The 12,888-nt window shown below is 46.9% G+C and carries 10 protein-coding genes and 1 pseudogene; all 11 read right to left on the bottom strand.

Annotated features, from left to right (window positions below; all coding sequences use genetic code 11):
- Nucleotides 1–21: 21 nt before the first annotated feature.
- Nucleotides 22–522, bottom strand: a pseudogene (pseH, locus tag O987_RS29855) (UDP-4-amino-4,6-dideoxy-N-acetyl-beta-L-altrosamine N-acetyltransferase).
- Nucleotides 515–1,633, bottom strand: coding sequence for a UDP-2,4-diacetamido-2,4,6-trideoxy-beta-L-altropyranose hydrolase (gene pseG / locus O987_RS16045; RefSeq protein ID WP_200879560.1), 1,119 nt, complete (start codon nucleotides 1,631–1,633; stop codon nucleotides 515–517). Before pseG ends, pseH begins: the two are co-directional and overlap by 8 nt.
- Nucleotides 1,630–2,325: a pseudaminic acid cytidylyltransferase gene (gene pseF / locus O987_RS16050; RefSeq protein WP_043373421.1), complete on the bottom strand. Its 696-nt coding sequence runs from the start codon at nucleotides 2,323–2,325 to the stop codon at nucleotides 1,630–1,632. Before pseF ends, pseG begins: the two co-directional genes overlap by 4 nt.
- Nucleotides 2,322–3,482, bottom strand: a complete 1,161-nt coding sequence (pseC, locus tag O987_RS16055) for a UDP-4-amino-4,6-dideoxy-N-acetyl-beta-L-altrosamine transaminase (protein WP_043373424.1) — start codon at nucleotides 3,480–3,482, stop codon at nucleotides 2,322–2,324. The genes pseF and pseC overlap by 4 nt, the downstream gene beginning before the upstream one ends.
- 3 nt (nucleotides 3,483–3,485) lie before the next feature.
- Nucleotides 3,486–4,484: a UDP-N-acetylglucosamine 4,6-dehydratase (inverting) gene (gene pseB / locus O987_RS16060; protein WP_043373426.1), complete on the bottom strand. Its 999-nt coding sequence runs from the start codon at nucleotides 4,482–4,484 to the stop codon at nucleotides 3,486–3,488.
- Nucleotides 4,477–7,920, bottom strand: coding sequence for a hypothetical protein (locus O987_RS28205; protein ID WP_080731541.1), 3,444 nt, complete (start codon nucleotides 7,918–7,920; stop codon nucleotides 4,477–4,479). Before O987_RS28205 ends, pseB begins: the two co-directional genes overlap by 8 nt.
- Before the next feature lie 14 nt (nucleotides 7,921–7,934).
- Nucleotides 7,935–9,713 (bottom strand): polysaccharide biosynthesis/export family protein, encoded by a 1,779-nt coding sequence (locus O987_RS16070; RefSeq protein WP_043373430.1) that lies wholly within the window; start codon nucleotides 9,711–9,713, stop codon nucleotides 7,935–7,937.
- Between the two features lie 26 nt (nucleotides 9,714–9,739).
- Nucleotides 9,740–10,069 (bottom strand): hypothetical protein, encoded by a 330-nt coding sequence (locus O987_RS29515; RefSeq protein WP_235214161.1) that lies wholly within the window; start codon nucleotides 10,067–10,069, stop codon nucleotides 9,740–9,742.
- Nucleotides 10,070–10,078: 9 nt separating this feature from the next.
- Nucleotides 10,079–10,870 carry a hypothetical protein gene (locus O987_RS16075; protein WP_235214162.1) on the bottom strand — a complete coding sequence of 264 codons (792 nt, stop codon included), beginning with the start codon at nucleotides 10,868–10,870 and terminating at the stop codon, nucleotides 10,079–10,081.
- Nucleotides 10,867–11,538: an ABC transporter ATP-binding protein gene (locus O987_RS16080; protein WP_043373431.1), complete on the bottom strand. Its 672-nt coding sequence runs from the start codon at nucleotides 11,536–11,538 to the stop codon at nucleotides 10,867–10,869. The genes O987_RS16075 and O987_RS16080 overlap by 4 nt, the downstream gene beginning before the upstream one ends.
- The gene (locus O987_RS28210) at nucleotides 11,535–12,347 is read right to left on the bottom strand and encodes an ABC transporter permease (RefSeq protein WP_235214163.1); all 813 of its coding nucleotides are present in this window, start codon (nucleotides 12,345–12,347) and stop codon (nucleotides 11,535–11,537) included. Before O987_RS28210 ends, O987_RS16080 begins: the two co-directional genes overlap by 4 nt.
- Between the last annotated feature and the right edge of the window lie 541 nt (nucleotides 12,348–12,888).

The raw sequence follows: 12,888 nt of genomic DNA on the forward strand, positions 1-12,888 counted from the left end.
GATTTCCTAATATCTTAAGAACTATTTCCATTCACTCTTCAAAAGGCCAAAGCAAAATAAATCCGAGCGTTTTCCAGCTATTTTTGACTGTTCGCGTAAAACACCTTCTTGAACAAATCCAAGGCGTTGATGAAACGAGATAGACGCGATATTTTCTGCGATAGCTTGGCCACACACTTTGTGCAAATTCCAGGCTTGGAAAGCATGAGTCAACGCCGCTTCTCCCAGCTTTCTTCCACTGCCTTTCGGAGCATTTGGTCTGACATAGAAGCCCTAGTCTGAAACTTCATCAACGCCGACGTTAGAGAATTGAACAAAGCCAAGCGGTTGACTATCTTCCTCAACAAGCATTAGCCTACGCGTTGGATCAGTGCTGGCCCTCTTGAACCACATCGTGTGTTCTTCAAGAGAAATTTCATGCTGGGTAAGCATGAAGCGACGAATATCAATGTGATTTCGCCAATGCAAAACCAGCTCAACATCTTGCTCAGTCATTGCACGAATCAAAAATGAATCACTCATAAACACTTAGTACTTCCATTATGATGCGTGGTATTCCTTGCCCATCAGTAACTGCACCTGCTGCACGACTAAGCTCGCCAAGCAACTTGAACAGGTCTTCCGAAGCAAAGAGTCGTCGCAAATAGTCTTTCACTTCAGCGATATCCTCGACATAAACTGCAGCGCCCTGGGCCTTAAATGCCTTTGCGCCTTCAAGCTGATTTTCCGCTAGGACCAGCACCACACTCGGTACCCCAAGACAACAACGCTCCCAAGCCGTACCCCCTGCTGCGCCAATCGCCAGGTCACTCTCAGACATTAGTTGTGCCATATCACTGACTCCCACTAATACCTGCGTGGAACAGTGCATGCGACCAGCTTGTTCTCGCACCTTCTCGAGCCATGGAGAATATGGTCCCATGACCACGCTGACTCGAAGGTCCTTAGGCAGGTCACATAAGTTCAATGCTTGCAACACATGCTCGGTAGCATTGTCCTTGTCCACCCCTCCCATCGTGATGAGCAAGTGCTTCATTTCAACGACGTTGCGTCGAGCCAGACTCACACAGCGCAACTGCGCGAATTCCGGCCGCAGCATTGCATACTGTGGTCCGATCAATAGAGTCGCCTCAGCTGGAACCAGATCACAATAGTCTTCCACAAGACGACCTAGATTCTGATCCACAAGCAAATCACAGCTATGCCTACGGTCCGCTAGGTCATCTATCACCAGCAGCCGCTGGTAACAAGGACGGAGAGCCTCCTCCCATTGCTGCTCTATAGCGTAGTGATCGACAACCAGCCAATCCACCGTATCGCCACCTAATGCAGATCGTGTCTGGTCTGCGTCGTTGGCCCAGTCCGTACCCAACCACGCCGAATGCGCCGTGATCATGGGTAACGGATCTAAAGGAACATCCAACTTAGGGAGAGGCACAGCGCTGTGCCCCCGTTGACGTATCAGCTCTAACAAGTGCCCATCATGGGGACGGCAAATGAATAGGCACTCGGCACCATTTTCACGCAATGCGTCAGCCAAAGTCAGGCAGCGCATTACATGACCGGTTCCAATTTGCACAGATGCATCAGTGCGAAATGCAACACGTAAACGCGGATGATCAAACTTCATCATTCGCGACCTTGCTGCATAGCCCTAAACATCCACTCTGCGCGCTCCCAATCCTCCGGCGTATCAATATCTTGCACACGATATCGCGGAAGGATCAATGGAGCCGAACGCGAACCAAAAATAATACGCTCCTCGCACCAAGCTTCGCCCCGGCCCCAATAGAACTGACCAGCATCATGAAAAGCTTCGGTCAAATCCTGAGATCGGGTATTGAAATGCTCAGGATTGAACATTTCAATATGCCCATCTGCCTTCAGGCATATTGCACGTTGGATGGGGAAAGCATAGCTGGTGACCGAGAAAACGTAATCGGCACCTGTTTTCTGCAGCAACTCCTGACCACGTCGCAGATCGTCGGCACTCACAAATGGAGCAGTTGCATACAGGCAACATGCCTGCACCACAGTCTGCCCATGAGCACTGATGGTTTCGACAGCATGGCGAATCACAGGAATGGTGCCAACATGGTCATTCGATAACTCGGCCGGACGTATGAATGGGACCTCCGCGCCATGCAGGCGTGCAACCTCAGCGATCTCTTCATCATCGGTGGAAACAATAATGCGATCAAAGCTACCGCTTTGATGCGCGGCCTCAATCGACCACGCAATCATTGGTTTTCCACAGAACTGCTTGATATTCTTGCGTGGAATGCGTTTGCTGCCGCCGCGCGCAGGAATGACCGCCAGTCTCATATTTGCAGCGCCTTACGTAAAGCCGCAACCACTTCGTCCTGCTGTGCGTCACTCATGGCCTGAAACATCGGCAGGCTGATCGCTTCACTGTAATAACTCTCAGCCTCAGGAAAATCACCCACCTTGAAACCCATGTTGAGATAGTAGGGCTGAGTGTGTACAGGAATGTAGTGTAGGTTAACCCCAATGCCCAGCTGGCGCAAAGACTCGAAGACTTGGCGGTGAGTCTGCCCAATCTTGTCCAACTGAAGGCGAATTACATACAAGTGCAAACCGGAATAGCTATCAGGATGCTGCCAAGGTGTCGAAACCGGCAGGCACGATAGCAGGTCATCGTAGCGACGGGCTAATTCATGGCGACGTGCCACGTATTGGTCAAGACGCTCCATTTGCTTCACACCCAACGCTGCCTGCATCTCAGTCATGCGATAGTTAAAGCCAAGATCGACCTGTTGGTAATACCAAGATCCATCTGACTCATGCGTCATCTCCGACTGATCGCGAGTAATGCCATGACTGCGCAACAAACCCATCTTTTTTGCAAGTTTGGGGTCATTGGTCAGCGCCATACCACCTTCGGCGGTGGTGATGATCTTCACGGGGTGAAAGCTAAACACAGTAATGTCACTGTAACGGCAGTTACCAATGAACTCACCCTTGTATTTGCCACCGATAGCATGAGAAGCATCCTCGATGACCTTGAAACCGTAGCGCTGAGATAGTGCATGGATTGCCTGCATGTCGCAAGGCTGACCACACAAATGAACCGGCACAACAACTTTAGGCAATTTTCCTTCACGCTCTGCCTGTGCTAGCTTTCTTGCAAGGGCGTCCGGGCAGAGGTTATAGGTACGTGGATCAATGTCCACAAAATCGACATCTGCACCGCAATATAGGCCGCAGTTAGCCGAAGCCACAAATGTTATGGGTGTGGTCCATAAACGGTCGCCAGGACCAAGACCAAGAGCCAGACATGCAATGTGCAGTGCTGACGTTGCGCTATTGACAGCCAAGGCGTGTTCACAGCCAACATGCTCAGCCACACTTTTTTCAAAACGTGGCGCCATCGGCCCTTGGGTCAAAAAATCTGAACGAAGAACGGCAATGACTGCGTCGATGTCTTCTTGAGTAATATCCTGACGTCCGTATGGAATCATGGTTTAAATGCTCCCGATCTTTTCGCGGTTCTTTTCAATCCAAGCCTGCAGGTCGCGATCAGACATCCACTCGCTATTGTTATCACTGGCGTAGACAAAGCCTTCAGGAACAGTCTTGCCATTCTTGATGCGCTTGGGATCAGCTGCCCAACCATTAATATTCGGCAAAATTTTGTAATGCTCAGGGTAGTCAAAGGTGTAGTGAGCATCTTCAGCACCAATCATCTGCTCATGCAGCTTCTCACCAGGTCGGATACCAACCACTTCTTGCTTCGCTTCAGGCGCAACAACCCGTGCCAGATCCGTGACTTTCATCGAAGGAATCTTTTTCACATAAATTTCGCCGCCTTCCATATCCTCGAAAGCATGCCAAACCAACTCGACTCCATCTTCCAGAGAGATCATGAAGCGAGTCATCCGATCATCAGTGATCGGCAAAACACCCTTCTCCTTGATGGACATAAAGAAAGGAATTACAGAACCTCGGGAACCCATGACGTTGCCATAGCGGACCACCGCGAAGCGCGTATCATGGCTACCGGAATAGGAGTTGCCAGCTACAAATAGTTTGTCTGATGCAAGCTTCGTTGCACCGTATAGATTAATGGGACTGCTGGCTTTGTCGGTTGACAAGGCCGCCACGCGCTTTACACCCTTATCAATGCAAGCATCAATAAGATTCATTGCTCCATTGATATTGGTCTTGACGCACTCGAAAGGGTTGTATTCCGCAGTAGGGACAATCTTCGTGGCTGCAGCATGTACCACGTAATCTACGCCATCGAGCGCGCGATACAAACGCTCTTTATCACGAACATCACCGATGAAAAAGCGCACACGGGAGTCACCGACGAATTTCTTCGCCATTTCCCATTGTTTCATTTCATCACGAGAGTAAATGATAATTTTCTTGGGGTTAAATTTTTCCAGGGTCATTGGCACAAACGTATTACCAAATGAACCGGTCCCACCAGTTACTAGAATTGTTGAGTTCTTAAGCATAAATCACCTCTTTACTAATCAAATTTTCTCTTGCAAACAACTCAAGGCTCTGAGCAAGATTCCTAACCAATCCAAGCTTATCGCCCAGATTATCACTTTCGATGTGTCTCACGGAGTTATGCCACACATCTGTCTTATTGGCATCAATTTTACGCCACTTCAACTCCGCGGAGTTTGAGATCATCCAGGTTTCACAACCCAAAGCACCTGCAAGCTCCACAACAGTTGTAGCAGGAGATATCACCAAGTCTAAACTCGACATCAAAGATGCCACAGAATCCAAATCATTGAACTGATCTAACTCTGAAAAATTAATTAGTTTTCCAGGGAAATACCTCTCAATTTTTTCCAACTCAGCCCGACAATCATCATATTGCAAATTAACAAACCTGACACCTTCAACCTCGAATAAAGGCATCAAATCTTCAACACTCAGATAATGCTCGTTCCGCGAGAAATTCTGCAAACTGCTTCGCCAACTAATGCCTACCAGCAACTCCCCCTTAGGGAGCCTATTTTTAAAAGACGCCGTAACAACATCATCAGAAATCAGATATGCCCGCCCTGGAAAGCAAGAATAACTCTTTCGATAACGAGATATTAAATCAGTTACGCAAACAATCTTTTCAGCCCTATCAATATGGGGTAACGCTGAATTATCAAGAACTACGCAAAGCTCCGAACCCGGAAGCTCATTATATAGTTTCATCGGATAATTCTTACTAAACTCCCTGTTCCGTCTGACAGGCAAAAATTTCAGATTGGGAAAAGACCTGCTCAGAATTTTCTCAAGGCGATAGTCACAAGTTATTTGCAATGAATTTATGGAGTCATCCCGCTCAAAATCAGAATACAAAGATGCAAATCTTATTTCATCACCCGGCCCATATACAGCCATAATAAGCAAATTTTCACAATCCAATTCCTCATCAACAAAATATTTATCTTTAAAATAATTAATTAAATCATTTCGGAAAGAGGATTTTAAGTACTGAGAGTAACCTTTCTCGATCTGACCAAGCCCCAGATAAACAGGAATTGAAATTGTTTCACTTATTGCCATACCTCGATATTTCGCTTCAGCAATAACTGCAAGGGCCTCTCCAAAATCACCAACATGAACCAGTTGTCGAACCAATTCACGACAGACCAAATCGGAGCACTTTAAATCTTTAGCTACCCTTAATATTCTCAAAGATTCTTCACTTTCCCCCAAGGCAAAAAGCGCTTTCGCATACGCAATATTAGCTTTATCCGATAAATCCCCTGAAACTATGACATTTTTTGCGACACGTAACGCAAGGTCGTAGCTGCCGACCTCCAAATAGGCTTGTGACTTTTTTACTGTTTTTTCATTATCCAAAAAGATACTGGATTTAATAATATTTATATACTTCTCAGATAATCCATACTTCTTTAATAGAACAGCAAAAGCACTAATTCTCTCAGGATTTAGATCAATACTCAGAAAAATACTTTTTATCAGCTCAATTTCATCAATCAACCCCTCTTCCAAGGGAAGATTTTTAAACTCAAGCAGCAATGCTTTCCGATTATCCCCAAACAAATCGATTTGTTTGCAAAGCTTTGAAAATGCAAGAGCCGATTCAGCATCAAAAAGCATTTCCGACAAATTACCAAGCTTAATCAAAAATGAGTATCCGGAATAACCATTCAATAATAGCTTTTCGGATATCAATAAAGCATCATGGTAATTTTTATTATCAAAAAAAACCAAGAATAATCCATAAAGATTAATCTTTTCAGAATCTGCCATAGCAGCACTCTCGAAATTCCGCCCCTCCTCTTGAATATCTCCTATTTTCTCCACAGTAAATCTTGATTTAGATAAATAATCCAAATATTCCAACTCACCACATTCATTCAAGAGCCAAGAGAAATGCTTCCTCAAATACTCTCCAGGAAAATATTTTGAAACAAGACTGAGTACATCTCCAAAATCTGAAAGACTCAATACAAGTCTGTACTTTAGAATAAAAGCATCACGATCCTCATCTTTATTCGCCTTCCCAAGTATGGCCAAAAATACAGACTTCTTATAGATCTCCGATTTTTTCATCGAGAAGTATTGGGAAAAATCTATACCATTAATTCCAATTGGGCTTTTATTTGCACCCAAAACAAATTTGGGCCAAAAAATAGATTTTTGCTTCGCATCAAAAATCTCAAAATCTGATACTGCAATCTTCTTATAAAAAGCACATTCTCTCTCTGCTGCAATTTTATAGCAGGTCGCAATAAAACCTTCTTTTGCTTCATTGATATTTGCCAAGTACCGCGGATACTTTAGATAAATAGCATAAAACAATTCTTCCAATTTGAGAGAACGATTTCTTCGAGGAACCTCCACTCGATCATCTGTCAGCCCCCAACCTGCATAAAAAGGCTGCCCAACAACTGTTACTTTTTTTCCAAGTAATAGCGCCTCCAGACCTGACAAAGATGTAATCGTATAAACGTGATCAACAGAATTCAGAAATTCAATTTGATTCGAGGTTGGAGAGACTATTGTGCAATATTTTGCTACTCTTCTCTTTTTTAGTATACTTTTCTGAAATCCATTATATACATCTGGATGCGGTCGATAAATTATTTCTGCATCAGGATTTTCAAATTTCGCCAATTTAATTAGCTGCTCAATGCTCCACCGATTTATATTCCCCAATCGAATGGACTGATCCCCATCTACCTGACCTATAACAGCAACCCTTCGAGAAAACTTGTAATCCACCTCATCTCTTTGAATTATTCCTTGCGAATTATATTTCGACAACTTCAAATCATGAAGCAGCTTTAGGCATTCTCTTGAATCGTCAATATTTTTCTTCGTAAATTCGTAACTATTCAAGAGCCGCTCAATCTCAGACTCACTTCTAGGATCGAAATATAAACCAACGCCATCTACGATTAAAGAATAGGGAGTTGCATGCGATGCACCCAAATCAAATGATCTTAGAAATCCATCCTCCATACGGAGGACATTTAATTTCATTTTCTTTATGAAAAAAGAAAAAAATCTCGGATCATTATATCCCCATACAACTATTTTCTTAACAGGCACAGGGAAATTTTGAATGCTTTGATATATTTCATAGGAGCTTGCCTTCCTTTTAAAGAAAATAGCCTTAGATCCCTCGAAATATTTACTAACAAAACCCCATTTCCAATCATTGAATCCCACAAATGCAATTACTTCTGCACTTACAGAATTTTCCCAAGAATCACCAACCAAAAAACACTTAATCCGCTTACTTAAATCACCAAAAATTTTTTCTGGGTTTATTAACTCATAATCATATTTAAATTTTTTTCTCTTAAAAAGATTGAATAATTTTTTTCTCGAAAAATAGGACTCCAAATCATTTATTGTTTTTTTATGATTACTGAAATAGTTATTTTTTAAAAAGAATTTCATTTTAATATATTAATTTACAAGCCAAACACGACTTTCGCGCCAATCGCGATCTGGTACATGATCTGAGTGATGTCCTTCCAGAACTGGCGTTTTTTCTCATCCACCTTGGGCAATACCAGCACCTGATCGCCCGCCTTGAGTCGGGTATTCTCAAAAAGCTTGCCGGTATCCACCTGCTCAAACGCGCCATCTCGGTGTGCGACAACGACGCGAGCCGCATCTGCAGTCTGGGTAAAGCCGCCTGCTCGATCGATATAGTCCTTGAGGCTCAAAGAGCCATCGAATGCCACGGCATTGGGAAAGAGAACTTCACCACTGACCAGCACCAGTCCATCCTTGCGCGGTATTCGAATGACATCGCCGTTTTCCAGCAGCATGTTGTCGCGCTGTGCCGCCTGGGCAATCTGCACCTGCCCGGTGGGCTCCACCTTCTTGGCACGCTCCACCCATTGCAGGGTCAGGTCAGCTTCATCTTTACGAAGTCTGGCTTCTTCGCTGCTGCCACTGCGAGCGGTGAGCAGTGCCGTTTCCAGGCTGCGCAAGCTGGTAGCGAGCATCTCTTTCTGGCGATCCTTGACGCTCTGGCGGAAGAGCTGGATGCTTTCAGGCTCGGCGTCTGCCGAGGTCTGAATGCTCTGCATCAGCGCCCCCAGGCGTGTGCCATAGGGCAGCACATACTCCTGCGAATTCATATGCTCGCCTTCGACGCGCACGGTAATGGTGCCGGGCTTCTTGTCCGCAGTGAATTCGAGTTCATCGCCGTTTTGCAGCACTAAAGTATTGGCTTCCTGCAGCGGGTAGTACTCGGTGTTCTTCACGGTTCCGGTATTGCGAGCAATACGCACATGCGTGGCCTGAGCCTGTGGCTTGGCCAGTTGCATCAACTGGGCAACAGTCTCAGAGCCCTGGGCAAACTCAAAGCGCTTGGCGTTATTCACAAGGCCCGATACCCGCACCCGGTTGGCAATGGGGGGGACAAAAATCACATCTCCATCATTGAGCTGCAGCAGCGGCAACTGCCCTTTGAGCAAAAAGTCATAGAGATTGAAAGTGCCACGCACGGAGTTGCCGCGCTTGACCTGCACAGTCAAAAAGCTGCCCCGCTCCGGGTCAATGCCACCCGCCTGGTCCAGATAGTTCAACAAGCTGTCCATGCTGGTGCCGTTGTACAGGCCCGGGCGCATGACATTGCCGCCCACAAAAATGCGCACCGGCTGGGCGGCGGCCAGGCTGGCATAGCTGTAGACATTGGCGCGGAACACGCGCCGCACAGCAGCCTCTACCTGCAGCTGCAGATTCTTGTTGGCAATACCCAATACCTTGATAGGCCCGACCTGGGGCAGGAAGATATTGCCCTGCGGGTCAACAGAAGCCACGCTGTCAAAGGTATAGCCGCCCCAGAGGCGCAGATGAACGCGGTCGCCGACTGCTACCAGATAGTCGGGGTTGAACTGCGTTGCCCCGGCGCGCGCAAAGTTGCCGGTAAACAGGTTCGCCCCAAAGACATCGCTATTGAGGTTGGCCGTGTAATCAGCGGTCTGTGGGGCTTGCGGCAACACAGGGGACTGCATGGGGACGGCAGCACCAGAGCGACTTACCGAAGCATCGCTAGATCCACCAGAAGGAACCAGCCCCAGCGCCTGATTGATCTGGAAAGGATCAATACTGGATGCCGATGTATCTTGGCTGGACCGGGCTTGAGAGGTCTGGGTCTGGGCCAGAGCCGGTACCAAACCAGTCAGCAGCACCGCGACTGCCGAACTGATACAGGTACGCGCGATAAAACATTGCATGATGAGACTCGAAAAATTCAGAACAATCAGTCGCGGTGATCGCGTACGATGGATGCCAGCAATTGCACCAGCCCGGCCAGCAGCAAGGACCCCAGAATAAAGGTGGCGATGTTATAGAGGCGACGGGGGCGCAGGGGGTATTCAGGCATCGACGGGCTTTGCAGCACCAGCACCTTCTTCAGAGTACGCGTTGCTTCCACCCGGCCTTTTTCCAGCGCCACCAGAGCGCTCTTATAGGCATCCTGCTGAAACTGGGCCTCCAGCTCCAGGCGCTGGTACTCTTCTACCGTCTTGTTCAGCGACTGCCCCTTGGCACTGGTCAATCGGGCCTTTTCTGTCTTGATCTGCTTTTCCACGGCCTGTATCTACAGATCGACCTCTACAACCGCGGGAGCGGTAGGAGCCAGATAGCCCAGCAACGCAGTCTTGCGCGCGCTAAGTTCGGTCAACTGCTCATCCAGCTTGTTGACCACACCGGCCAGATTTTCGGCAGCAGACTGTGGCGAGATCAGTCCCTTGGCATTCTGGAAGGCCAGCACGCGCTGACGCGCGTTCAGCGCATGCTCACCACGCTCCTTGACCTGCTTTTCCAGAAAGTTCACCTGCTCCTGGGCCAACTGGTGGCCCAGTGTATTCATGTAACGCTCGCCTTCATGTACCAGTGCGCTGGTGATCTTCTTGGCCATTTCTGCGTCGTAGGCCTGGGCCTGAATGACCAGTACACCGGCATATTCGTCATATTCCACACTGATGCGCGAGAGAAAGTGCCGGTGAAAAAATTCCAGAGACGCATCATGGAAGAACATGCGCGAAAGAATGTCGTGATCATGGCTGCTGTAGTGCTCGCGCAGGTTCAGGTCTTTATCCAGTTGCAGCAGCATATCGACAGATAGCAATCTATCGCGCAGCAGCATCTGATCTGCACGCGAGATTCCATCGCCACCGGCCAGCAGCGCGCTGAAATCCATGGCCTGCGATGCAGCCATGTCAGTACGTTGAATCAGCACACGGGCTTCAGACACATATCGATCAGAAGCAATAAACCCCCAATAGATAATCGCCAATACAGATACGCACAATGCAATGGCAAGAGCCTTCATCCGCCATATGGCTTGGCAATAGCCCTTAAGGCATTTTCTTTTAAAGAAATCGGTCATTTGGAAATACTGTCTTTGTAATTCTGTAAAGCATCTTCAATACTGTCGAACCAATAGGCTTGGCCTTCATGCAGCCAAATACCGGCTTGACAAAACTCGCGTAAGGTGCCGTTGCTGTGCGACACCATAATGAGCCCGGAGCGATCCGCAATACGCTTGAATGCATCAGATGCTTTCTTTCGAAATGAAGCATCCCCGGCCGAAGTGGCTTCATCCGAAATATACACATCAAAATCAAATGCCAGAGATAGTCCGAACTGCAGGCGAGACTTCATGCCCGAAGAATAAGTACGAACGGGCTCATCAAAGGATGAGCCCAACTCAGCAAATTTTTCAATATAGCCAATCCTATCCGTCATGGCACATGCGTCGCCGAACCCATGTAAACGGCAGACAAATTTGGCATTCTGGCGTCCGGTCAACGAGCCTTGCAGCCCACCGCCATAGCCCATAGGCCAGGAGACCCTGCTGCGCCGCTCAACTACACCGCGCGTGGGTGTGTCGACTCCTCCAATCAGATTGAGCAACGTCGATTTGCCCGCGCCATTGCGCCCCACCAAACCTACACTAACCTTGGAAGGAATGGTGATATTGACACCTTTGAGTATCCAACGCCCAGCCCCATGTGGTGTCTGATAGCGTTTATGCACGTCATTAACAATTATCATTGTGCTCTCAACCGTTGAGAAAAACGTACTTGCAGCGCGAGTCCTAGAAATACCGAAATAACAGCAAAGCTGTAGAGATAATTAAAATTAGCCTCGGGGGCAGCATGATAATTTGGAAAAAAGCTGCTTCTTAAGAGCTCTAAGCCATGTGCAAACGGATTTAAAAAGGCCCATTCCCTGAATTTTATAGGTATTGCAGAAAGTGGAAAAATAACACCCGATAGCAAATAAAGAGGTCGAAACAAGAAACTCACTAGATTTGCAACTTCCGGAATCAAATCGCTAAAAACCGATAGAATAAGCCCTATCCCAAGTGCGCAAGAAATCAATCCAATAAATGCAAGTAGTGACTCCATAGGAGCCTCAGGAATAACTGATCGACCAAAAAATGCCAAAACCACCAACAAAACCGTTAATATAATTAGGCCCATCAGTGTTTCAAGCGCTGCACGAACAATGACGGTGTCGATAGGACGCACCTGTCGGTAAGCAAACAACGCCTTATTAGCATCGACCGCCCCCATTGACCGCTGAAACACGTTTTGCACTGTGAAATAGCCGGTCAGGCCGAGCGCCAGCCAGACAGCAACGTCAGCCCCAGCCACTGTGCGAGCACGCAACACTGTGTACAGAAGCAACATGAAGCATGTGTGCAAGACAGGCTCCAACACAATGAGTACCCAGGCGCCGCGCGTGGCGCTCAGACGCGCGACCGCTTCGCGCAGGAAAAGTGCGTTCCATACCGCAAAGGTGACGGAAAGTGAACTACGTGGCGCAGAGATCGCACCAGAAGACGGGGCTGAGTCCAAGATAAATCCTCGTTCTTTTGGACTCAAGACGCACTGAAATCCAATCGGCTGATTGTAAATGAAAACATAAGCAAAACCTTATTACAGGCAGCCACTGCCTCCCACTTCACATTCAATTACATTACTAATAAACTATCAAATACAATGAATTGATATATTTTATCTATTAGATAATCTTAATTCAATGAAAAATCAATTAGGATTTTTCAATCACAAGAAGAAAATTAGCATATCAATATCAGAATCATTTCTCATATATATTTTCAAAGTAAACATTCAATAATAAAAATCGAAGAAACATAATCTCAATTATTTACCTCATATTTAAAACATTGAATAGTTGAAAACATATTTCACGTCTCCAGGCACACCACCGCACCTTCTTCATGCCTCGCCCGAGCAGATCTCCGATGGAATCGACCACAAGACGGCAGATCCACACCCCGGGCAGTCAATAATGAGAGCCTACTGTGCGTTCAGGATGAACTTCTGACCGAGCACAAACATCGCTACCGTCACCGCAGCAACATCGGAGCTGCTT

Origin of the sequence: Comamonas testosteroni TK102 (assembly GCF_000739375.1) — a bacterium.
In the GTDB taxonomy this organism is placed as follows: Bacteria; Pseudomonadota; Gammaproteobacteria; order Burkholderiales; family Burkholderiaceae_C; genus Comamonas; species Comamonas brasiliensis.

Bases quoted from the DNA above. Each gene is read 5' to 3' on its own strand.
- pseB (WP_043373426.1), bottom strand. From the start codon at position 4,484: ATGCTTAAGAACTCAACAATTCTAGTAACTGGTGGGACCGGTTCATTT.
- O987_RS16070 (WP_043373430.1), bottom strand. From the start codon at position 9,713: ATGCAATGTTTTATCGCGCGTACCTGTATCAGTTCGGCAGTCGCGGTG.
- O987_RS16080 (WP_043373431.1), bottom strand. From the start codon at position 11,538: ATGATAATTGTTAATGACGTGCATAAACGCTATCAGACACCACATGGG.
- pseG (WP_200879560.1), bottom strand. From the start codon at position 1,633: ATGATGAAGTTTGATCATCCGCGTTTACGTGTTGCATTTCGCACTGAT.
- O987_RS28205 (WP_080731541.1), bottom strand. From the start codon at position 7,920: ATGAAATTCTTTTTAAAAAATAACTATTTCAGTAATCATAAAAAAACA.
- pseC (WP_043373424.1), bottom strand. From the start codon at position 3,482: ATGATTCCATACGGACGTCAGGATATTACTCAAGAAGACATCGACGCA.
- pseF (WP_043373421.1), bottom strand. From the start codon at position 2,325: ATGAGACTGGCGGTCATTCCTGCGCGCGGCGGCAGCAAACGCATTCCA.
- O987_RS16075 (WP_235214162.1), bottom strand. From the start codon at position 10,870: ATGACCGATTTCTTTAAAAGAAAATGCCTTAAGGGCTATTGCCAAGCC.